Origin of the sequence: Mesorhizobium sp. M1163 (assembly GCF_040318415.1) — a bacterium.
Lineage (GTDB): Bacteria > Pseudomonadota > Alphaproteobacteria > Rhizobiales > Rhizobiaceae > Mesorhizobium.
This window is the reverse complement of record NZ_JAMYMF010000010.1, coordinates 1-23,072: the sequence shown is the minus strand read 5'-3', so window position 1 is coordinate 23,072 and position 23,072 is coordinate 1. Positions and strand designations below refer to the sequence as shown.

General features: G+C 62.6%; 17 protein-coding genes. 8 read left to right on the top strand and 9 right to left on the bottom strand.

Annotation, left to right across the window (positions count from 1 at the left end):
* Nucleotides 1–160 precede the first annotated feature (160 nt).
* A complete protein-coding gene (locus NKH43_RS11765; protein ID WP_352858235.1) occupies nucleotides 161–6,547 on the top strand; it encodes an apolipoprotein A-IV repeat region-like domain-containing protein in 6,387 nt (2,128 codons plus the stop codon).
* Nucleotides 6,548–6,866: 319 nt separating this feature from the next.
* On the opposite strand, the gene NKH43_RS11760 is transcribed toward NKH43_RS11765, so the two are convergent.
* The 5 genes from NKH43_RS11760 to NKH43_RS11740 form a co-directional block, all read right to left on the bottom strand.
* Entirely contained in the window at nucleotides 6,867–7,394 is a 528-nt protein-coding gene (locus NKH43_RS11760; protein ID WP_502895844.1) for a c-type cytochrome, read from the bottom strand.
* 334 nt (nucleotides 7,395–7,728) lie between these two features.
* Nucleotides 7,729–8,349, bottom strand: coding sequence for an ABC-type transport auxiliary lipoprotein family protein (locus NKH43_RS11755; RefSeq protein ID WP_502896293.1), 621 nt, complete (start codon nucleotides 8,347–8,349; stop codon nucleotides 7,729–7,731).
* Between the two features lie 73 nt (nucleotides 8,350–8,422).
* A complete protein-coding gene (locus NKH43_RS11750) occupies nucleotides 8,423–9,796 on the bottom strand; it encodes an MlaD family protein (RefSeq protein WP_352858232.1) in 1,374 nt (457 codons plus the stop codon).
* A gap of 13 nt (nucleotides 9,797–9,809) precedes the next feature.
* Nucleotides 9,810–10,628 (bottom strand): ABC transporter ATP-binding protein, encoded by an 819-nt coding sequence (locus tag NKH43_RS11745; protein ID WP_352858230.1) that lies wholly within the window; start codon nucleotides 10,626–10,628, stop codon nucleotides 9,810–9,812.
* Between the two features lies 1 nt (nucleotide 10,629).
* Entirely contained in the window at nucleotides 10,630–11,814 is a 1,185-nt protein-coding gene (locus NKH43_RS11740; RefSeq protein ID WP_352587050.1) for an ABC transporter permease, read from the bottom strand.
* Nucleotides 11,815–11,892: 78 nt separating this feature from the next.
* On the opposite strand from NKH43_RS11740, the gene dgcA reads away from it, so the two are divergent.
* Complete coding sequence (dgcA, locus tag NKH43_RS11735; protein ID WP_352858226.1) at nucleotides 11,893–12,876, top strand: N-acetyl-D-Glu racemase DgcA; 984 nt, start codon at nucleotides 11,893–11,895, stop codon at nucleotides 12,874–12,876.
* On the opposite strand, the gene NKH43_RS11730 is transcribed toward dgcA, so the two are convergent.
* Together NKH43_RS11730 and NKH43_RS11725 are read right to left on the bottom strand one after the other, a co-directional pair.
* Nucleotides 12,847–14,064, bottom strand: a complete 1,218-nt coding sequence (locus tag NKH43_RS11730; RefSeq protein WP_352858223.1) for an MFS transporter — start codon at nucleotides 14,062–14,064, stop codon at nucleotides 12,847–12,849. The genes dgcA and NKH43_RS11730 overlap by 30 nt on opposite strands.
* Nucleotides 14,065–14,191: 127 nt before the next feature.
* Nucleotides 14,192–15,013, bottom strand: a complete 822-nt coding sequence (locus tag NKH43_RS11725; RefSeq protein ID WP_352858220.1) for a UDP-2,3-diacylglucosamine diphosphatase — start codon at nucleotides 15,011–15,013, stop codon at nucleotides 14,192–14,194.
* A gap of 120 nt (nucleotides 15,014–15,133) precedes the next feature.
* Here NKH43_RS11725 and NKH43_RS11720 point away from each other — a divergent pair, with 120 nt between their 5' ends.
* From NKH43_RS11720 to NKH43_RS11700, 5 genes are all read left to right on the top strand, one after another.
* On the top strand, nucleotides 15,134–15,913 hold the full coding sequence (locus NKH43_RS11720; protein ID WP_352858217.1) for an SDR family oxidoreductase: 780 nt from the start codon (nucleotides 15,134–15,136) through the stop codon (nucleotides 15,911–15,913).
* A gap of 163 nt (nucleotides 15,914–16,076) precedes the next feature.
* Complete coding sequence (locus NKH43_RS11715) at nucleotides 16,077–16,376, top strand: hypothetical protein (RefSeq protein WP_352858214.1); 300 nt, start codon at nucleotides 16,077–16,079, stop codon at nucleotides 16,374–16,376.
* A gap of 52 nt (nucleotides 16,377–16,428) precedes the next feature.
* Nucleotides 16,429–16,692, top strand: coding sequence for a hypothetical protein (locus NKH43_RS11710; protein ID WP_352858211.1), 264 nt, complete (start codon nucleotides 16,429–16,431; stop codon nucleotides 16,690–16,692).
* A complete protein-coding gene (locus NKH43_RS11705) occupies nucleotides 16,689–16,997 on the top strand; it encodes a hypothetical protein (protein ID WP_352568772.1) in 309 nt (102 codons plus the stop codon). Before NKH43_RS11710 ends, NKH43_RS11705 begins: the two co-directional genes overlap by 4 nt.
* 214 nt (nucleotides 16,998–17,211) lie before the next feature.
* Nucleotides 17,212–19,536 (top strand): NADP-dependent malic enzyme, encoded by a 2,325-nt coding sequence (locus tag NKH43_RS11700; RefSeq protein WP_352858207.1) that lies wholly within the window; start codon nucleotides 17,212–17,214, stop codon nucleotides 19,534–19,536.
* A 12-nt stretch (nucleotides 19,537–19,548) separates the two neighbouring features.
* Here NKH43_RS11700 and NKH43_RS11695 read toward each other — a convergent pair whose 3' ends face one another.
* Complete coding sequence (locus NKH43_RS11695) at nucleotides 19,549–20,169, bottom strand: DUF1287 domain-containing protein (protein WP_352858204.1); 621 nt, start codon at nucleotides 20,167–20,169, stop codon at nucleotides 19,549–19,551.
* Nucleotides 20,170–20,433: 264 nt separating this feature from the next.
* On the opposite strand from NKH43_RS11695, the gene NKH43_RS11690 reads away from it, so the two are divergent.
* Nucleotides 20,434–21,570 carry a DUF2865 domain-containing protein gene (locus tag NKH43_RS11690; RefSeq protein WP_352858201.1) on the top strand — a complete coding sequence of 379 codons (1,137 nt, stop codon included), beginning with the start codon at nucleotides 20,434–20,436 and terminating at the stop codon, nucleotides 21,568–21,570.
* Here NKH43_RS11690 and NKH43_RS11685 read toward each other — a convergent pair.
* Nucleotides 21,488–22,861 carry a glutamate--tRNA ligase gene (locus tag NKH43_RS11685; RefSeq protein WP_352858198.1) on the bottom strand — a complete coding sequence of 458 codons (1,374 nt, stop codon included), beginning with the start codon at nucleotides 22,859–22,861 and terminating at the stop codon, nucleotides 21,488–21,490. The two genes, NKH43_RS11690 and NKH43_RS11685, sit on opposite strands and share 83 nt — an antisense overlap.
* Nucleotides 22,862–23,072 lie beyond the last annotated feature (211 nt).

Below are 23,072 nucleotides of genomic sequence, written 5' to 3'. Positions count from 1 at the left end.
TTTAAAGTTTTACGTATCGGACGGAATGCATGTTTTCTTTACCCCGCTGTGTCATTACGATACGACAGGTCCATTTTCAGCCTCCTGCGCGGGACACGCTAGGCAGAATGAATAAGCACAACCATAAGTCCCACGGCAGCTTGTACAGGGTAGCGAAGGCATGGCGAAGAAACCAACGACGACAAAAACGCTCGACAGCGACGTAGCCAGGGAACTCGAAAAGGCACTTGATATCGATCTGAGCGGCGATGCCGGCGGCGACTTCGACATCGCGGCATCCATGGAAGATCTGGAAGCGCAGATATCGCAAGCCGCCGACGAACTGGCGCGCGAAGGCCGCAGCCAGAACGAGGCGCCTGCCCCCGACCAGGCCCAGAATGCAGCACCCGCCGCCAATCAAAGCCAGAACCTAAATCCCGCGCCAAAAGCCAAGCCGGCTGAGTTGCGTCCTGTCGCAACGCGCAATGGCTCGCAGCCGCCAGCTTTCTCGCCGGCCAACGACGATCGTCAAAAAGACTATAAGACGCTCCTGCACACCCTCAACCGGCGCGCCTCGAACACGATCTATTGGGTCGTGGCTTTTGTTTCGCTGGCCTGGATCGCCGGCGCCGGTGGCCTCGCGAACCTGTTGTTCGGACCTGGCATCTGGAACATCCGCACCTTCGATCAGTTTTTCGCCCGTCCCGAGCTGATCGGCCTGGCGGTCGCGGCAATCGTGCCCGTCATCCTGTTCTGGGCATTCGCAGTGATGATTCGCCGCGCTCAGGAGATGCGCCTTGCCGCGCAGTCGATGACCGAGGTGGCCTTCCGTCTGGCCGAGCCGGAAAATCTTGCCCAGGATCGCGTCATGATGATCGGCCAAGCGGTTCGCCGCGAGGTGGCGGCCATGGGCGAAGGCATCGAACGCACGCTTGCGCGCGCCGTCGAGCTCGAAACGCTGGTTCACAGCGAGGTGAACCAGATCGAGCGCTCCTATTCGGAGAACGAGTCCCGCATCCGCTCGCTGGTCGACGGGCTGGGCAGCGAGCGCGAAGCGGTCGTCACCCATGCCGAGCGTGTGCGCGCCTCGATCACTGGTGCCCACGAGACGCTGAAGGACGAGATCAACGCCGCCAGCGATATCATTCGCGACAGCATTCTCAACGCCTCGACCAAGCTGTCGATGACGATCAACGAATCCGGCGACACGCTGATCGACAGGATCAACGGGAGCTCGATGTCGATCTTCGATTCGGTGGAAGGCCGGCTCGAATCGATCACCGACCGGCTGTCGACGTCGGGCGAGGCCTTCGCCAGCCTGCTCGACACCCGCATCGCCAAGCTGACGGACACCACCGATGGCCTGACGCGGTCGCTGACCGACCTGCTCGACGACCGCACGACCGGCATGGTGTCGCTGCTCGGCGGTGCCGCGCGCACACTCAATTCCGAATTCGAAGCCAGCCTCAACGGCATCGAGCGGACGCTTGCCGAACGTGGTCAGGCGCTGATCAGCGAGTTCCAGACCCGCGCCGAGGCGCTCGACACCGGTACGCAGAAGCTCAACGCCGCGCTGGAGGCTCGCGCACGCCAGATCAACGAGACGCTGGTCGAGCGCGCGCGCGAAATCGCCCACACCTTCCAGGATAGCAAGGAGACGCTGTCGGCGATGATCGATCAGGGCAAGACCCAGATCGGCGCCGACATGGCCGACATCATCTCATCGACCTCGACCATGCTCGAAGCCCGCGCCGGCGATTTCGCCGGGCGCATGGAAGCGGCGCGCCATGTCGTATCGCGATCGTTCGATACGGACATCCAGCGGCTTGCGGATGCTCGCGCCGGCATCGAGGAAGCCGTCGAAAACCACAGCCGCAAACTTTCCGAAAGCCGCGACCGGATGGCGGCGGCAATGCAGGCCGATCTGGCGAAGTTCGCCGAGGGCCGCGCCGAAATCGATGCGGCGGTGACCAACCAGGTGCAGAAGCTTGCCGAAGGCCGCGGCCTGATCTCGCGCGCCCTTGAAGAGGATCTGCGCAAGGTCAACGAATCGCGTGCAGCGATCGACGCTTCGCTGGGCAGCCATCTAGAAAGCCTTGAAGAGGGCCGCAACCGGCTCGCCCAGGCCTTGAACGAAGACTCTGGAAAACTCGTACAAGCCCGCACGATCATTGATGAAATGGTTGCCGGGCACGTCGGAAAGCTCGCCGAAGGCCGCAGCATTCTTTCGCGCGCGCTCGAGGCCGACCTCGGCAAGCTGGCAGACAGTCGCGCCAGCATCGACGGCCTTGTCGCCGGTCAAGTCGAAAAGATCGCCGAGGGTCGCGCCATACTCGCCAGTGCGCTGGAATCCGACATCGCCGGCATCAATGGCCTCATCGAGGCCCATTCGGCGAAATTGGCGCAAGACCGCAGCGGTCTTTCCCAGTCGCTCGAGAACGACCTGTCCGACATCAGAGGTCTGATCGCCGATCATTCGGGCAGGCTCGCCGATGATCGCAGCCTGCTTTCGAAGACGCTTGAAGACGATCTTGCCAAGCTGGCCGAAAGCCGGTCGAGCATCGACGGGCTGGTTGCCGGCCAGGTCGAGAAGCTTGCCGAAGGCCGCGATATCCTCAAGCGCGCGCTGGAATCGGACCTGAACGCGATCAAGGGCGTCATCGCTGGCCAGTCCGAAAAGCTGGCGGAAGACCGTGGCCAGCTGTCACGGGCACTGGAGAGCGACTTGGAGGCTGTGCGCGGCGTTGTCTCCGATCACATGAACAAGCTCGCGGAAGACCGTTCGACGCTGTCGAAGGCGCTCGAAGACGATCTCGCCAAGTTGGCCGAAAGCCGCTCGAGCATCGATGTGATGGTTGCCGGCCAGGTCGAAAAACTGGCAGAGGGCCGCGACATCCTCAAACGCGCTCTGGAAGCCGATCTGAGCACCGTCAAGGGCGTCATTGCCAGTCAATCCGAGAAGCTGGCGGAGGATCGCGGTCAGCTGTCGCGCGCACTGGAGACCGATCTCGAGACCGTGCGGGGCGTCGTCTCCGAACATATGAACAAGCTCGCCGAGGACCGTTCGGCCCTGTCGAAGGCGCTCGAGGACGATCTCGCCAGGCTGGCAGAAAGCCGGTCGAGCATCGACGGGCTGGTTTCCGGTCAGGTCGAGAAGCTGGCCGAGGGCCGCGACATCCTCAAGCGCGCGCTGGAAGACGATCTCGCCAAGCTGGCCGAAAGCCGCTCGAGCATCGACGGGCTGGTTTCCGGCCAGGTCGAGAAACTGGCCGAAGGCCGCGACATCCTCAAACGCGCTTTGGAGGCCGATCTCAACACGATCAGGGGCGCCATCGCCGACCAGTCGCAGCTATTAACCGACAATCGCGCACAGTTTTCGCGCGCCCTAGAGGCCGATCTCGGCAACGTCAACAGCCTTGTCGCTACCCACGCGGAGAAGCTCGTCCAGGACCGCTCGACCCTGTCGAAGGCGCTCGAGGACGATCTCGCCAAGCTGGCCGAAAGCCGCTCGAGCATCGATGGGCTGGTTGCCGGCCAGGTCGAGAAGCTTGCCGAAGGCCGCGACATCCTCAGGGGCGCTCTGGAAGCCGATCTGGAGAGGCTTGCATTGAGCCGCAGCGAGGTCGACGAGATTGTCGCCGGTCATGTCGGCAAGCTGACCGAGGGCCGCGACATGCTGACCCGCGCATTGCAGGACGATCTCTCCAGGCTCGCCGACACGCGCAAGGATGTCGACCGTTCGCTGTCCGGCCATATCGACCAGATCGCCGCCAGGAGCACCGACATCTCCGATGCCATCGCTGCCGACGTGGAAAAGATCGAGCAGGCGTTCAGCCGGCAGACAGGCATCATCGAGGAGCGCGCCAGCACCATGGAGCGGGCGCTGTCGACGGGTGTCGACAACGTTCGCAGTGTGCTCGAAAGAAGCGCGGTCTTCGTCGCCGGGGCGCTGCGCGAGAAGGTCATGGAAGTCACCAGCGCTCTGCATGAGCAGGCGGGCGCTGCATTCAGCGATGCCGACCGCAAGATCGCCGAGCGCGCCGAGCAGACCTCGGCCGCTCTGCTCGCCAGGGCGGAGGACATCGCCCGCACCTTCGAGGAGGCGGATCGTCGCCTCGCCGCCCGCGCCGAGGATACGTCGAGCGCACTGATTGCCCGCGCCGACGACACGTCGAACACCTTGCTCGCGCGCGCCCAGGAGACGGCCGATCAGCTGGCAACCCGAGCAAGTGAGATTGCCGGTACCTTCGACGCGGCGGACCACAGGCTGGTCTCTCGCGCCATCGAAACGGCCCAGTCGCTGGCTGCACGTGCCGGCGACATCTTGCGCAATTTCGAAACAGCTGACGAGCGGCTGGGCGTGCGCATCGGCGAATCCGCCGAAGCTCTCGCGGCACGTGCGTCGGATCTCGGCCGCATTTTCGATGCCGCCGACCAGCAACTTATTTCGCGCATTGCCGAAGGCTCCGAAGCACTTTCGGCACGTGCGTCCGAGATCGGCCGCATCTTCGAGGAGGCCGATCATCGCCTGGTGTCCCGTATCGCCGACAGCAGCACCGCAATCGGCGAACATGCCGACAACATTGTCGGTGCCTTCACCAGCACCGAGCAGCGGGTTGCCGAACGCGCCAGGCAGACTGGCCAGGAACTCGCCGTCCATGCCCGTGAAATCGAGCAGCTGCTTGCCGGTGCCGACGAACGCCTGGCATCGAGTGCTGCCGCCACAGCGGCCCGCGTCGAGGAGCAGGTCGCCAGCGTCGAGAACCGCCTCGCCTACACTGCCGAGACAATGGGCCAAAAGCTCAACGAACAGGTCTCGAACGCCGAGGCGCAGTTAGTCTCGCGTGCCAACACGATCGCCGAAACCTTCACCGCGGTCGGCCAGCATATCGGCCAGAGCACCAACGACGCTGCAAAGACCATCGGTGCCAATACTCGCGAGCTCAGTACGATGCTTGCGGCACGTTCGGCCGAAATATCGAAAATCCTGGACGAGACGGCACGGCCTCTGGTCGAGCGCTTCGCCCAGGGCGGCTCCGAGCTGCAAAAGAGCATGGAAGAGGTCACCGAACGTGCGACAGAGAAGCTGCGCACTCAAAACGCCGCCCTCGTCGACGCCCTCGCCAGCCGCACGGCCGAAACTCTGTCGGCCGTCGAAGGCGCGCGCTCGACGCTTGCCGACAGCGTTGCCGACCTCATCGGCCGCATGACCACCTCCAGCTCGCAGCTCGGTCAATTGATCGAGCAGGCGGCGACCAATCTCGGCCAGGTCGACGAACGCCTGACTGGGAGCACGCAAAGCTTCGCGGCGACCACGGAAAAGACCGCCCAGACTTTCGCCAGCTCGGCGCGCCTTGTCGATTCGAACACGACGCGGCTCACCGAGCTGTCGTCCTCGACCTTGCGCGAGGTTGCCTCTATCGCCACCAAGTTCGACGAGCACAGCCGGTTGCTGTCCAGCGCCTCGGATCTGCTGAGCTCGGCCCAGAGCAACCTCGAGCACACGCTCGAAAGGCAATCGTCGCTGGAGGACCTCGCCGTCGGCCTTGTTAAGAAGTCGGAAGATCTCGAAAGGGTCATGCGCTCGTTCGAGAATCTGGTCGGCCAGACGCTGCAGAACGCCGAAGGCAAGACGCTGGAATCCGCCGACAAGATCCGTGCCGCGATTTCCGAAGTGGTCGATTCGGCTACCAAGCGCTTTGCCGATGCGACCGAGGAAATGCGGCGCACCGCCGGCTCGATCAAGAGCGAGCTCGACCTCACCCGAGCCGAGCTCAAGAAAGGCGTCATCGAGATGCCGGAAGAGGCAAAGGAATCAACCACGGCTATCCGCCGTGCCGTTTCCGAGCAGATCAACGCGCTGAAGGAACTTTCTGAAATCGTTGCCAAATCTGGCCGCAGCGCCGACAGTTCGGAACAGCGCAACCTGCGTCCGGCGCCGCAAGCGCCTGCCGCACGCGCCGCCGAGCCGCCACGCCGCCCGGCTCCGGCTCCGGAACAGCGCCGTGCACCGCAGGCGCCTTCGGGCGAGACGGCGCTGCGCGGCACGCTCGACCTCGAACGTCCCGCAGACACAGCGCTGCGCCAGCGCGACCCCAACGGCCGCACGCCGCAAGGCGGCTGGGTGCGCGACCTCCTGACCGGTGCATCGCGCGAAGACGAGGCCAAGCCGGCGGCGCCTGCCGAAGCGCCGCGCCCGGCTCCCGCTCCGCGTTCGCCGCTTCATGTCGTGGAATCGCTGAACTCGCTCTCCGTCGATATCGCCCGAGCCATCGATCACGATGCCTCGATCGAGCTGTGGAACCGATACCGGCGCGGCGAGCGCGACGTCTTCACGCGCCGTCTTTACACGCTGAAGGGCCAGCAGACGTTCGACGAGATCCGCCGCAAATATCAGTCGGAGGCGGAGTTCCGCGCTGCTGTCGATCGTTACTGCGACGATTTCGAAAAGCTGCTCAAAGACGTGTCGCGCAACGACCGCGACAACATCATGGCGCAGACCTACCTGACGTCGGATACCGGCAAGGTCTACACCATGCTGGCCCACGCCAGCGGCCGCTTGCATTGATCAGACGACAATGGAACATGAAAAAGGCGGGAAATTCCCGCCTTTTTCGCGCCGTGCTGATCTTGATCCTATCAACGCATGAAGCGACAGCCCAGGATGCGTTCAAATGACGAGGCATCCTGCTCTATCTGTTGTTTAGCCGCATTTCTGCGGTGCCAAGTAACACCATTGGGCAGAATGCTCTAGGGTCAAAAACCAAACACTCTGAACGACCGAATTCGACCCATTTTTGCCGTTCCGATATCGGGCCTCACCATCTCCAAGGCGGTACATTCACCCACTATTCGGCGAGAAAAATCTCGTTCCGATCAAAGCCGCCCTACTTCGTTGCAGCGGCTGCGGCTTCCCCCGGCGGCATAATCCGCATCATGAAAGCCGACACCGTTTCCCCGGGTTTGAACGGGCCGGGAACCTGATGGCTGACCGGCTTCACACTTTGGAGGAATGCCGCGATAGCCATGGCGTCATCCGCGGTGAGATGCGCAAAATCGCGCCAAGGCATGATCGGCGCCAGCATACGGCCGTCCGGCCGTTCGCCGGTCTGGATCGCGGTGACGATCTGCTCCGGGGTCCAGCTTCCGATACCGGTCTCCTTGTCAGGCGTGATATTGCGGGCGACAAAGACACCAAGACCAGGAATCTCGAAGCCCACATCTGAACCGCCAAGAAAGCGCGACATGTCGGGCTTCCCGAAGAAGTAACCGGGTGTGTGGCAGTCGCTGCAGCCGGCAATCGTAGCCAGATATTCGCCGCGCGCAATCTGTGTGTCGTCGGCCATGGCCGCGTAAGATGGCAGGGCAACAATTGACGCTGTCAAGAATGCAAGATGAATTAGTGTCCGAAACATTGCTTCCTCCCTGTGGTCTGTTCGTGGTTTGTCCGTCGACCTCCCGCGTCGTCAACTGGTCGCAATTCCCCGATTTGGCGACGTCGGGGACGTTAAATTTTAGCAAGGCCAGGACGGATTACCATCAGCGATCAATTGGACCGTCGGCACTTGTCGTGTCCGGTTGAGCAACTGTTACGAAGCTCGCTAGCCGACGCACAACGCCTTCGCCTTCTTTGGCGCAACGTGCTCGTCCTGGCAGATGAGCCGAACGGCAACCTACCACCCATCTCGGCCATTGGGGCAGTCAGATGATTGAGTTTGATCCTAGCTGCGCCCGGCAGTTCCGGCCGCGTCAGATCACAGTGTCCGTCCAGCGGACGATTTGCCCGGCCGCATCACCGAACGCCGCGTCGAGCGCGCCGACATAGGCCTGGTTGCCGCTGCCCGAAACGGGCGCGATGGCGCTAAACGTCTTCGAAGCGCGCACTTCGCCGTTGCGGTCGTTCAACAGGCGCACGAACAGCTCGACCTCGGCATGTTGGCCGCCATCGACACGCACCTCGAACGAGCGGATCTCGACGATCACCTGATAGTCGATTGCCAGCCCCTCGCCCGGCTTACCGACGCCGGTGAAGCTGCCCGAGCGCTGGAACGTCTCTGCCAGCCGCGCTTGTACGATCATCGGCAGCCGGTCGGCCCATTGCGCGCCCTTGAGATACTGGATCGATCGCGGCGATGGCTTGATGACGATGTTCTGGCTGTCCAGCGCCTTGAGCGCCGACGGCTGGGCGATGAGGATCTGGCGACGGCTGTGGGCACGCGCTTCCAGCGACGGCGCCGAAAGCTCGAACGTGTCCAGCGGTGCCGGTCCGCCGCCAGGCAAGGCCGCGCAGCTTGCAAGCGCAAGCGCCAGCAACACCGCCCCGCTCTTCAACCCACTCGATCTGATGCTGCCTGAACTGATCGACTTCAAACGCGATCCCCCCCGGATCGTGGAAACAACGCGTATCTGCAAGCTATGTTCTTGCTGTGGGCGGAGGCCGAAGTCAACGGCGCACCCTGCCGTCGAACTGCCGGACCTCGCCCTCGCCGCCGGACAGGATCCGCTGCGGGTTGCGGCTCAGATCGGTTACCGCCTCCTCGATGCGGGTGATCGAACGACGGCTGTCCTGGACCAGCGCTTCGACGTTTTGCAGCCCCTGTCCCGAGAATCGCGCCAGATTGTCGGTGATGGTACCGAGACGGGCGTTCAGCGTGTCGGCGACCTGCTTGAACGATTTCAGCGTCGCTCTCGCGTCGGCCATGACGCCGTCGGCCTGGCCGGAGCCGAGCAGTTTGTCGACCTTGGCAAGAATACCGTCGACTCGCACCGAGGCATCGTTGAGGCGTCCTGCGAGCTGGTGCGCGTCTTTGATGGTTTCATCGATGTCGTCGGCTCGGTTGGCGAACTTGTTGGTCACCTTGGCGATGTCGGCGGCAGCCTCGTTGGCGTTTTCGCTGGCCTTCTGGATGTTGGCCAGCGCGGTGCGAACCTCAGCCGGATCGATGCCGTCGAGAACGCCGTCGACCTTGGCCAGCGTGCCTTGCGTCTTCTGGGCGAAGTCATTGATCGAGCCGACCGCAGTGTCGACGTTCTTGATGACCGTGTCGAACTGCTTGCTGGTTTCCTTGAGGTTGGAAGTGACCGTGTCGACATTGGCGACGATGCTCTTGATCTGGTCCTTGTTGACGGCGTTGAGTAGCCCTTCCGCCGCCTTCAGAGTGCCGTCGAGCTTGCCCGAAACACCCTTCAATTCGTCCGCCAGCGAGCTGACGCTGGCCAGGAACTTGTCGACCCCGTCCGAATTCCTGGCCAGTGCATCGGAGAAGGTCTGGACATTGTTGACCGTCTGCGTCAGCGGCCCGCGAACGTCCTTGGTGAAGCCTTCGAGCTCCGAAAGGACCTTGTCGGCGCGGGTGAAGATGTTCTGCGCCGTCTGCAGCAGATTGGTGACCGCCGACGGGTTGGCAACGATCTCAGCGACACGGCCTTCCTTTTCCGCCTCGTCGAGGAGTTTTGGCTCCTTGGGGTCGGCGCCCTTGAGCTCGATATTGGCCTGCCCGGTGAGGCCGGCAAGCCCGATATCGGCCTGCGTCGACTTGGTGATCGGCGTATTGCGGTCTATTTCGGTGTCGGCGATGGCAGCGGTCGGATTGTCGACGTCGATATAGACACGGCGCACGTCGCCGACCTTGACGCCGTTGAACAGTACGAAGCTGCCACGGCCGAGTCCCGAAGCCGACCCTGGAATGCGCACGCGCAATATGGTCGTCTCACCCTTGTCGCCGATCGCCGCCGTCCAATAGACGAAAGCGAAAGCCGCGAGGATGGCGGCCAGCGTGAAAATGCCGACAATGACGTAGTTGGCCCTGGTTTCCATTGCTCACTTATGGCTATGCGCGCGCCGCAAGATCAAGTTGCCGGGCGCGTTTTCCGCGGAAATAGGATTTTACCCAGGGTTCCTCGCTCCTAAGCATGTCGTCGATCGTGCCCTCGACCAGCACTTTCTTTTTGCCAAGCACCGCCACGCGGTCGCACGCGGTAAACAGCGTGTCGAGATCGTGCGTGACCATATACACGGTCAAATCCATCGTATCGCGCAGCTTGACGACCAATTCGTCGAACTCAGCCGCGCTGATCGGGTCAAGGCCGGAAGTCGGTTCGTCGAGGAAGACGATATCCGGGTCGAGCGCCAGAGCGCGCGCCAGCGCAGCACGCTTGATCATGCCGCCGGAAAGCTCGGAAGGGAATTTCTGCGCTGCATCCGGCGGCAGTCCGACCAGCTCGACCTTGAGCATGGCAAGTTCATCCATCAGCTTCTTCGGCAAATCGAGATATTCGCGCATCGGCACCTGGACGTTTTCGAGGACGGTCAGCGCCGAAAACAGCGCGCCGTGCTGGAACAGCACGCCAAGCCGCATGTCGATGCGAAGGCGCTCCCTTTCGCTTGCCTTCTCGACGTCGACGCCGAACAGTTTGATTGTTCCCGATTGCTTGCGCGTCAGGCTAAGGATGGTGCGCAAGAGAACAGATTTGCCGGCACCGGAGGCACCGACGAAGCCGAGAATCTCCCCGCGCCAGATATCGAGCGACAATTTGTCGAGAACGACTTGGTCGGCGAACGACACCGTGACGTCGTGCGCCGACAGCACGATCTCGTCCTCTTTGGCTTTCTCCGCCACCTTGGTCGTGTTTGTGCCCGGCAGCGCCATGTCAGAACTCGATCGCTGCATAGAACATGGCGAAAAGCCCGTCGAGGATAATGACCACGAAGATCGACTTCACCACTGAGGCGGTCACATGCTGGCCAAGCGATTCGGCGCTGCCGCCAACCTTCATGCCCTCGACCGAGGCAATTATGCCGATGATCATGGCCATGAAAGGCGCCTTGATCAGGCCGGCAAAGATGGTGCTGAGGTCGATTGCGACACGCAGCCGGTCAATGAACGCTGCCGGTGCAATATCGGAGTAGAGCCATGCAGCCAAAATGCCGCCGCCCAGCGCGGCAAAGTTGGCGATGATCGTCAGGCAAGGTAGCGCGACGACCAGCGCGACCAGCCGCGGAAACACCAGCACGCCGATTGGATTGAGGCCGATCACTTTCAGCGCATCGACCTCCTCGCGCATCTTCATCGAGCCGATCTCGGCGGTGATCGCGCTACCGGAGCGGCCGGCGATCATGATCGCCGTCATCAGCACGCCGAGCTCGCGCAGGATCAGCACGCCGACCAGGTCGACGACGAAGATATCGGCGCCGAAATAGCTGAGCTGATAGGCGCCTTGCTGGGCGACGATCGCACCGACAATGGCCGACATCAGCACAACCACCGGTATGGCGCCAACGCCCATGCGATCGATCTGGTTGAAGATCGCCGCCATGTTGACGGCATGGCCGCGGCCAAGCTTCATCTGCGAGCCGCGTATCGTGGCGCCGAGGATGTTCATTGCGGCCAGGAAATCGTCGCGCATCTCATAAACGCGCCGGCCAACCGCCTCGAGCCCGCGAATGATGAAGTTGGGCGGCTTTGCCGGACCTGATTCGGGCTCGCGTCGAACGGCGTCCCCGACGGCGCCAAGCAGGATCGAGGCGATCTCGCTCTGCCCCTGCATCGTGATCTCGACGCCCTTCTTTTCGAAGCTGCTGACCAGGCGGTCGATCAGCCATGCTCCGGCAGTGTCCATCTTCTCGATTTGTGAGAGGTCGAGCGCCAGCGTCTTGAAACCGCCGCGCTTCTCGATCTTGCGCATCTCGGCGTCGACCAGCGCCACGGTACGTGTCGTCCAGCTTCCCGAGAAAGCGCAGCCGAGAACGCCGCCCTCCTCGCCGATCGCGATGCGCGGCTGGTGGTCGGGCTCCTTGGCAGGGCCGCTTGCGTCGCGTTTGCGGATGGTCAACATGGCGTCCTGTTTAGCCTGACGGGGCCGACCTGTCGATTTGCCGATATCATCGTTGTTGCACAGCCGGAGCAGAAAAATATGGCGCGTGTCATTTCGGTCGAGGCCGAGCGCTTTCCTATCGCCGGGACCTTCACCATTTCGCGCGGCTCGAAGACCGAGGCTGAGGTGATTTCCTGCGCCATCAGCGAAGACGGCCATACCGGGCGCGGCGAATGCGTCCCTTACAAGCGCTATGGCGAGACCGTGGAGGGTGTGCGCGACGCGATCGAGGCGATGCGCGGTGAGATCGCGGGCGGCATCAGCCGCACCGCCCTGCTCGGTGCCATGCCTGCGGGTGCGGCACGCAATGCCATCGATTGCGCGCTCTGGGACCTGGAATCGAAGATCAGCGGAACACCGGTGGCGCATATGATACGAACCGTTCCGTTACGGGCGGTTGAGACGGCGTACACACTGTCGCTCGCCGAGCCCGAGGCGATGGCGGCGCAAGCCAGCGCCAACGCCCAGCGCCCGCTGCTCAAGGTCAAGATCGGCGGCGACAACGACATCGCCCGCATCCGTGCAGTGACGGCGGCGGCACCCGACAGCCGAATCATTCTCGACGCCAATGAGGGCTGGAATGACGACAATATCGTCGCAAACCTCGCCTTTGCCGCCGATCACGGTATCGCCTTGATCGAACAGCCGCTGCGGGCGGGACATGACGGTATTCTTCGCCACATCGCGCATCCGGTGCCGATCTGCGCCGACGAAAGCGTGCACGAGGCGAAGGACCTCGACGCGCTTGTCGGCTTCTACGACGCCATCAACATCAAGCTCGACAAATCGGGTGGCCTGACCGCAGCACTCGTGCTTCGCGACCGCGCCCGCGAACTGGGTCTTGGCGTCATGGTCGGCTGCATGGTCGGCACATCGCTTGCGATGGCGCCGGCCGTGCTGTTGGCGCAGGATGCCGATTTCGTCGATCTCGACGGTCCGTTGCTGCTAGCCCGCGACCGCGTTCCAGGTCTCGTCTACCAAGGTTCGCTGGTGTCACCGCCCGAGCCAGCGCTGTGGGGCTGAACGCGCGGCAAGCCCGATCAGCGCCAGGCCCGTCAGGGCGATGGGGATCATCGCAAAGAAGCCATTCGCGCCGAAGCGATCGTAAAGAGGACCTGAAATCAGCGTTGCCACCGCCATGAAGAAGCCGTTGGAGAAATAGGCGATGCCTTGCGCCGCCCCGGTGCGTTCTTCCGCGATTGTCTCACCGATCATCTTTTGCAGGCCGATCAGCACCAGCGCCACCGAGACGGCGTGCAGTGTCTGGATCGCGAAGAACCCGCCAACGCCAAGCCCGAGCGGCCAGATCAGGGGGAAAGCAATCCAGCGCACGATCGCGCCTATCCCGGCAATCAGCATGATCGAGACGACCGAGAAGGAGGCGAAAGCCCGGGTGAAGACGACGAACATGCATATCTCGGCGACGACGCCCCACCCCCACAGCAGCCCGACAATCGAATCGCTGATGCCGATCGACTTCCAGTATATCGACACGAAGCCGTAGAGAAACGCGTGGCTGGCGGTGATGACGCCGACGCCGGTCGAAAAGTAGAGGAAGTACCGGTTGAGGAGTTTCGGTGCCGATTGCTGGATATCGGCGGCCGAAAGCGGCGAGGCGCGGCGCGGACGGCCGAGGCGCGGCGCAATCAGTCCGGCGGCTAGCGCGGCACACAGTGCCGCGAAGATGATCACCGGAACAGCCTGCGCACCGCTTGCCGACAGGATGAAACCGCCGGCGAGATTGGCACAGAGATAGGAGATCGAGCCCCATTTGCGCATGCCGGCGTAGTTCGAGCCGAAGCGGCGAACACCTGAAAGGGCAAGCGAATCGGCAATCGGCGAATGCGGCGTCCAGACGACGGTCAGCGCCAGGGACACGGCAAGTACCGTGGCGTAGGTCGGCGGCAGGAGGTAGCCGGCGGACAGGATCAGCGATGCGGCGACCAGCGCGACATAGACATTGGCGCGGTCGCTCGCTTTGTCTGCCAGAGCGGTAAGAAAAGGCGTCGTCGCCACGCGCAGGAACATCGGCGCAGCGAGGATCACGGCTATCTGCTCGGCATGGAACCCCTTCGCCTGCAGCCAGAGCGGGAAATAGGGCACATGCGTTCCGAGCGGAACGAAGAGCGTGAAGAAGATCAAGCTCATGCGCAGTTCGAAATGGGGTGGCTTGACGAGCTGTTCGGGCGAAAGCGGCGGCAGCGAGGACATTAACAGGCGATCCGTCGGCACGGCATTCAGCCGGGTCGGCCCACCACACCAGCCGCTGCATAACACGGCGAAAAAGTGGATGAAACCGCTGGACTAACCGATTAAAGCGAGGTGAGGCCGGGTTTGGTCAAGCCGCCTGGACTGCCCTGCCCTTGATGTCGATCGGCACGAGCACCTCGCTGCCGACCGGAGTCTCCGGCAGGACATGCGCCCAATGCAGTATCTCCATCCGGCCGTCAAAATGCTCGACCACCGCCGTGCAGCTCTCCACCCAGTCGCCGGTGTTGATGTACTGCACGTCCTCGTAGCTTTCGATCGCGGCATGGTGGATGTGCCCGCAGATCACGCCGTCGACATGCGAGCGGCGCGCCTCCTCGGTCAGCACGGTCTGGAACGAGCCGATGAAATTCACCGCCTTCTTGACCTTGACCTTGGCCCAGGACGAGAACGACCAGTAAGGCAGGCCGAGCACTTGGCGCAGGCGCGCGATGACGCGATTGACCAGCATCGCCGCGTCATAGGCATAGTCGCCTAGATAGGCCAGCCAGCGCGCATTGTGGACGACGGTGTCGAACTGGTCGCCATGGATGACAAGAAGGCGTTTGCCATCGGCGGTCTCGTGGATGGCGCGATCGGCGACGACAATGCCGCCGAAATGCACACCTTGGAACTGCCGCGCGAACTCGTCATGGTTGCCGGCGATGTAGGTGATGCTGGCGCCCTTGCGCGCCTTGCGCAGCAATTTCTGGACCACGTCATTGTGGCTCTGCGGCCAGTGCCAGCTCCGTCTCAAGCGCCAGCCGTCGACGATATCGCCGACGAGATAGATGATATCGGCATCGTGATGGCGCAGAAAATCGATCAGGAACTCGGCCTTCGCCGCCTTCGATCCGAGATGGACGTCGGAGATGAACATGCTGCGGAAAGTGCGGGGCTCTGCGCCGGACATCATTTGTCACCGTTGCTTTCGCGTCAGGCTATGCCCCGATTCATGCAACAACCGTATGACGGTTGCGATTGGTCCAGCCATACGGGTAGGTTGCCGCGGCAATCAGAGGAGAAAATCATCATGGACCTCGGTATTCGCGGCAAGAAGGCCATCGTCTGCGCCTCGAGCAAGGGTCTGGGACGCGGCTGCGCCATGGCACTGGCGGAGGCAGGCTGCGATCTGGTCGTCAACGGCCGCAACGCCGACGTGCTGGCCAAAACCGCCGCTGAACTGCGCGAGAAATTCGGCGTCAAGGTGACCGAGATTGTCGGCGACGTATCCAAGCCCGACGTCCAGAACGCGCTGCTTGCCGCCTGCCCCGATCCCGACATCCTCGTCAACAACAATGGCGGTCCGCCGCGTCGCGATTTCCGCGCGCTCGACCGCGAAAACATCCTCGAGGGCGTCACCCAGAACATGGTGACGCCGGTCGAGCTGGTTCAGGCCGTGATCGACGGCATGGCGGCGCGCGGCTTCGGCCGCATCGTCAACATCACCTCGCTGTCGGTCTATGTTCCTATCCCCGGCCTCGACCTGTCGTCCGGCGCGCGCGCCGGCCTCACTTCGTTCCTGGCCGGCGTCGCGCGGACGGTGATCGACCGCAATGTGACGATCAACAACATGCTGCCGGGCAAGCTCGACACCGACCGGCTGCGCGGCCCGCACGAGGCCGGCACGCCCGAAGATCCGGCCGCCGCCGCCGCGCGCAAGGCCAAGGCCGCGGCCAACGTTCCGGCCAAGCGACTCGGCACGCCGGAGGAATTCGGCCAGATCTGCGCCTTCCTGTGCTCGGTCCATGCCGGCTATCTGACCGGACAGAACATACCGGTGGACGGCGGCCTCTATGTCAGCGCGTTTTAGTGGGTATCTGACGCTTTGGTATCCGCAGGGAACGGCGGGAAACGACCCATTGCGGACGTTGTAGCCATCAGCATAAGCTCCGCCAATGCAACACTCGTCCCTCGTATCCTTCCTCAACGGCGACAAACTACCGGACGAGCTTTGGCAGGAGATTGAAGCCGAAGTGACCGAATGCGTGACCGCCGCATCCAAGCCTGGCTCCGTGGGGCATGTCATCATCACTGAGGGGCCAAATACGATCATTGACCGTCGGCATGTGGACGTGCTGGTTAACGGGCTGGCGGACGGCACGCTCCCGGTCCAAGCCGCCGCATATGTTGCCGATGCGCTGATCATGAGCGACGACTTCAACTTTGCGGACGAGGGCGTCTTGGAGGTTCTGTTCTTCCTGTCAGACGAGAGCGCGCGCCTTTCGCGAGAAGAGGTGCAAGCGCTGCAGAGCCGCCTTTCGACGGGACTGTAGCGTCCGCTTTCCATCCATTGCGGGCCTTGCGTCTTTCGCAGATACTGGCGGCATGGTTGAACTGGCTGGGCGGAATTATGAAGCAACGATTGGCAGTGATGTTCAACTGGATGGCATGTACCTGGAGCTCGTCGACCAGGACAATCACATAGTGGGCGAGATTTTTTTCTCGGACATTGATGGAAAGATGACGATTACCTTAGGTCAGCCCGAGGTTTCCGTTGAAGTAGTCGAATGGATGATTGCTAAAGCCAAGGTTCGCCTGCCACCGACTGATCCTGTTTCTCCTAACGACGGATCGGGAGGAGTACTGTGAAAACCTTCGCAGAAAGAATGATCGGCAAGTCGATACGGTCCGTTGGAAGAAGTGAAGAAGGGTACGGGATTACTGTTCTTTTCTCCGACGGCACCGGCCTTACCGCCTATTCAGAGGTGTCGCTGCGCATGAGTGACGCAGCAAGCGGCTCGCACATCGAACGCGTCACATCTACCGATCAAGAGATTACCTTTCACTTGGAAGGGGATGACTTCGTCGCGATCTCGACCGACCGTCAAAAGCACGACGCCGTCGAGTTGTTCGTCTACCAAGACACGGACGGCACCTTTATCGTCGAGAACTAAGCGACCGCCCTCCACACATAATGATCATTCGAACCGGCGCCGACATAGCTCGCCGCAGCACTACTTCGTCGCAAACATCTTCCACAGCAGATCGCAAAGTTAGGGTAATGCGAGGCAGAGCGTCGCGCTTGCGAGATATCACCTCTCGAAAAGCATCGGCTGCATGCTAAGAGACTCAAAACACCAAACGGACTGAACTGAGGAGGCGGCCGTCATGACAGGCGAAAGCAAGAAGGCGGCCCGATCCGACCTCGACGAAGCAGCGCTCTATTTCCATAAGCACCCCCGTCCCGGAAAGCTGGAAATCCAGGCGACGAAGCCACTGGGCAATCAGCGCGACCTGGCGCTTGCCTATTCGCCGGGGGTCGCCGCCCCCTGCCTTGAAATCCGCGACGACCCGGCAACCGCCGCCGACTATACAGCCCGCGCCAATCTGGTCGGCGTTGTCACCAACGGTTCGGCGGTGCTGGGCCTCGGCAATATCGGTCCGCTCGCCGCCAAGCCGGTGATGGAAGGCAAGGCCGTACTGTTCAAGAAGTTCGCCGGCATCGACGTCTTCGACATCGAGATCGATGCACCGGGCATCGAGCGCATGGTCGAGACGATCTCGGCGCTGGAACCAACCTTCGGCGGCATCAACCTCGAAGACATCAAGGCGCCCGAATGCTTCGAAGTCGAGGAACAGTTGAAAGCCCGCATGGGCATACCGGTCTTCCATGACGACCAGCACGGCACCGCCATCATCGTCGCCGCCGCTGTGCTCAATGGGCTGGAATTCGCCGGCAAGTCCATCTCCGACATCAAGATCGTCACGTCGGGCGCAGGTGCTGCGGCGCTTGCGTGCCTCAACCTTCTGGTCTCGCTCGGCGCGCGGGTCGAAAACATCTGGGTCACCGACCGGTTCGGGGTCGCCCATAAGGGCCGCGTCGAGGAGATGGACCGCTGGAAAGACCCCTATGTGAAGGAGACCGATGCGCGCACGCTGGCCGACGTTCTGCCCGGCGCCGACGTGTTTCTCGGCCTGTCTGCCGCCGGCGTACTGAAACCGGAACTGCTCCACCACATGGCGCCCAAGCCGCTGATCCTGGCGCTGGCCAACCCCAATCCCGAGATCATGCCGGAAGCGGCACGGGCGGCGCGGCCCGACGCGATGATCTGCACCGGCCGCTCCGATTTCCCCAATCAAGTCAATAATGTACTCTGTTTTCCTTACATCTTCCGTGGCGCGCTGGATTGCGGTGCGAGCGCTATCAACGAAGAGATGAAAATGGCCGCCGTGCGAGCGATTGCGGCGCTCGCCCGCGAAGAGCCATCCGACGTTGCCGCGCGTGCCTATTCCGGCGAGACGCCGATCTTCGGTCCGGAATTCCTGATCCCCTCGCCCTTCGATCCGCGGCTGATCCTGCGCATTGCCCCTGCCGTCGCTAAGGCAGCTTGCGAGACCGGCGTCGCGACCCGGCCGATCACCGATTTCGCCGCCTATATCGACAAGCTGAACCGCTTCGTCTTCCGCTCCGGCCTGGTCATGAAGCCGGTGTTCTCGATGGCCAAGACGTCGAGCGCCAAGCGCGTCATTTATGCCGACGGCGAGGACGAGCGCGTGCTTCGCGCCGCGCAGGTCGTGCTCGAGGAAGGGATTGCCGAACCGATCCTGATCGGCCGCCCGCATGTCATCGAGGTGCGGCTGAAGCGCTACGGGCTGCGCATCAAGCCCGGCGTCGATTTCGGCTTGATCAACCCGGAAGACGATCCGCGTTACCGCCATTATGTCGATCTCTTGATTGAGCTTGCCGGCCGCCGTGGCGTGACGACGGAAGCGGCGCGCACCATGGTGCGCACCGACAATACGGTGATCGCCACCCTTGCCCTGAAGCGCGGCGACGCCGACGCCATGGTCTGCGGCCTCGAAGGCCGCTTCGAGCGCCATTTGCGCAACGTGACGCTGATCATCGGGCCGCGCGCCGGCATTAGGGATCGCGACCTGTCGACGCTTTCCATGCTGATCTCGCAGCGCGGCATCATTTTCCTTACCGACACCCATGTCTCCGTCGATCCGACCGCCGAGGAGATTGCTGAGATGACCGTTTTGGCGGCCGAGGAGATTCAGCGTTTCGGCATCGAGCCCAAGGCAGCGCTGCTATCGCATTCGGATTTTGGCTCCCGCGATTCGCCAAGCGCCATGAAGATGCGGCAGGCGGCGGCGATCTTGGCGCGCATCGCGCCCGACCTGCAATGCGACGGCGAGATGCATGCCGACTCGGCGCTATCGGAGCAGCTGCGCCAGCGCGTCTATCCGCATTCGCGGCTGAAGGGCGAAGCCAATCTGCTGGTGTTCCCCAATCTCGATTCGGCGAACATCACGCTGACCGCGCTGCGCACGATGATGGACGCGCTGCATGTCGGCCCGATCCTGCTCGGCACCGACAGCCCGGCGCACATATTGACGCCGTCGGTCACCTCGCGCGGCGTCGTCAATATGACGGCACTGGCCGTGGTCGAAGCAGCGCATAAGGCGCAAGCCATCGTCGATCTGGGGTAGCCGCAGGCTTTCTCAGACTGGCTTGAATCGGAAATGCCCTGTCTGCCTGAAGGCAAACAAAGTGTCCTCTTCTCTGGCGCCGCCACCGATATTGTGAATGACCAGCCCTCTTGTCGGCACCACAGTGGAGCGATTGGACGACACGATGGCAATATGCGACAGATTGCCGGGCAGCATCTGGGCGACGAGATCCCCAGGCCGATAGTCGGCGGGGTCTTGGCTGACGGGCAAGGCAGCACCGCGCCGCTCAAAATAGACCGCAAGATTGGGCACACGGCGGTGGTCGATGTTGCGGTCGGGCGCTTTCAGGCCCCAAGCCTTCGGATAGGCGGCAAAATTGGCCCGCATATCCTCATGCACCAATTCTTGCAGATCGAGATCGAAGGCGCGGCGATAGGCACGGATCACGACATCCGTGCACACACCCCGCTCGGGCTCAACGTCCCCGCCCGGATAGGCCAGGCGTGTATAGGTCGGATCGTAGAGCGTGGTGACGCCGATCTGCTCACGGGCGGCTTCGACCAATTTGGTGCCCCAATCCGGCGTGATGGGCTTTTCCTGCGCCATGGCAACCGGCATCGCCAGGCACAAAAGACCAAATTGCACTGCGGCTCGACGGGTAATCGCGGTCATGCCAAGCCTCCGGGCATTGCTGGATCCAGGCATTCTTCTGGGCGAATACGCCTTTTTCGTGCAACGCCAGGATGTCGCGGTTCTGGCTCTGTCCGAATACGTCGTGGGGCGTAGTCAATATGACAGCATTGGTCGTGGTCGAAGCCGCGCACAGGCAAGCCATCGCGCATTTGGGCTGAAGCCGGAATCGGCGGTATGCTAAACAAACGGTTAACCGCAAGCGCGGTAGCTTTCTGAACGACAGGCAGGCGGAGTTTCGGAGGGATGACGGGCGCAAGTTGCAAGCTGACGCGGGCCGCCGCGCTGCTCGGTGCCCTGCTACTGTGCGGCATTGCCGTCACTCAGGCGCAGGCCGCTTCCCGCCTCTGCCGCCAGCTTGAAGCCGACCTTGCCGCCGCTTCTCGCGGTGGCGGCGGCAAGCCGGCCTTGCTCAGGAAATATGACGACGCGATCGCCCGGCAGCGCCAGCAGATTTCAAAAGCCGTCAGCCAGTCCAGCAGCGCCGGCTGCGGCTTTTCGCTGTCTCGCCGCAACGCCAACGCATGCGCAGCACTCGACGCGACCATCGATCGCATGACAGCCAATCTCGACGACCTGCAGGCCAAGCGCGCCGATCTTGCCGGCGGTGGTTCGCGACGCGATCGCGCGCGCATATTGGCCTCGCTCGACGCCAATGGCTGCCGCGACGATGCGGCGGCGCCGACGCCCGCGCCGGTCCGCGAAGCCAGCGAGGAAAATGGCAACGGAAACCTGCTCGACCAGCTTTTGGGCAGTGAACCCGGTGCGCCCGACCAGCGTGAAGAGCCCCGCCAGGCTGAAGAGCTAAGTCAGCCGGGCAACATCCGCACCCTGCTCAACAACGCCGACATGGGCCAGCCGCGAGGAGAATTCCGCACCATGTGTGTGCGGACCTGCGACGGTTATTTCTTCCCGATGTCGAATGCTGCCTCGCTCGGCGATTTCGAGCGCGACCAGAAGAATTGCGAATCGAGCTGCCCCGGCACCGAGATGCAGGTTTTCTACACGCGCGGCATGAACAGCGATTCGGCGTCCATGACGTCTTCGGTGACCGGCAGGCCTTATATCGAACTGCCGACGGCCTACCTCTACAAGCAGTCCGACATGCCACGGCCGCCGGCCTGCGGCTGCAATGCCGCGCAGAATTTCGAAATCATCGCCGGCAACCCGCCCAGCCCGGAACGATCCGAAGCGACCTTGGCCAACGCGGAAGGCGGCCTCGACCGTGAGGCGATCAGACGCCTTGCCGTCAAACCCGTGCCTTCGCTGACGTCCCTGCCGCCGCCCGAACAGCGCAAGGTCAGGGTCGTCGGGCCAACGTTCCTTCCCGACCCAGCAGCGGCAACAGATCTGCAAGCTCCGGACCCGAAGGCTGTCCCGTAAGCGCCAGCCTCAGCGGCATGAACAGCGCCTTGCCCTTACGGCCGCTCGCCGCTCGGATTTTGCCGGTCCAGTCTTTCCAGACGGTGCCGTTCCAAGGCTCCTCCGGCAGCAGTTCGAACGCCTGGCGAAGAAAGTCGCGGTCATCGTCGGAAAACTCCGCCGGCTCCTCTGGACCGTCGCGAAGTGTGCGCCACCAGATCGCCGCATCGGCCAGCCTGTCGAGATTGCCGCGCACCGCCAGCCAGAAAGGCTCGGCCTGTTCGCCAGAGATGCCGAGCACGATCAGCCGGTCGCGCGCCTCGGAAAAGGGCATGTGGTGCAGCAGCGTGCGGTTGAGCACGAAGAGCTCGTCCGGATCGAATTTGGCGGCGGATTTCGATGTTGCCGCCGGATCGAAGCGCTCGGCAAGTTCAGCCATCGTCGGCACCGCCACGACGTTTTCCGAGGTACCGACGAGTACCGCCAGCGAAGCGACCGCCATTGGCTCTATGCCGCTCTCACGCAGACTCTGTATGGACAGCGCGCCGGTGCGCTTGGAAAGCCCCTCGCCTGATGCTGTTGTCAGAAGATTGTGGTGGCCGAACACCGGCGGCTCGGCGCTGAGCGCCCGGAACAGGGCTATCTGGACGCCGCTATTGGTGACGTGGTCGTCGCCACGAATGACATGGCTGACGCCCATTTCGATGTCGTCGATCACCGAAGGCATTGTGTAGAGATAGGTGCCGTCCTCGCGCCGCAGAACGGGATCTGAAAGCGAGGCGAGGTCGACGGTCTCCTCGCCGCGCACCAGGTCGTTCCAGTGGATTTCGGTGCGCTCCGGCTGCAGCGGATCGCTGCTGAAGTTGGGCAGCAGAAAGCGCCAGTGCGGCCGCCGGCCATCGGCCTCATATTCCGCGACCTGCTCGGGTGCCAGCGTCAGCGCCTCGCGGCCATAGACTGGCGGCAGCCCACGCGTGCGGCGCACCTTGCGCCTCAGGTCGAGCTCTTCAGGCGTCTCATAGCAGGCATAGACGAGGCGGGCCTCCTTCAGCCTTTCCAGTGCGGCATCATAGATTTCGACCCGCCGCGACTGATACTCCGTGGCATCGGGGAAGATGCCCAGCCAATGCAGGTCATAAAGGATGGCGTCGGAAAATTCCTGCGTCGAACGGGCAACGTCGGTATCGTCGAAGCGCTGGATGAAGCGGCCCTTGTTCTTGATGGCGAACAGCCAGTTGAACAAAGCGGTGCGCGCATTGCCGATATGGATGCGGCCAGTCGGTGACGGGGCGAAACGGACGGTAACTGTCATGAGCGGGGCGTACCGGATGGTTTTGCTGTTGACAAGACGCGCCCCCGCGCTCTGCCGCAGACATAGAACATGACGAAGACGAAGAAAAGACGGCAGCGCCGCCCGGCCCAATAAAAACCCCGCGCCCGCAAACGGCACAAAAACAACCCGTGTGGGGGGGTGGTTAAAAAAAAAACCAAGGCGCCGCCCCGAAAAGGTTTTGATTGGGGGG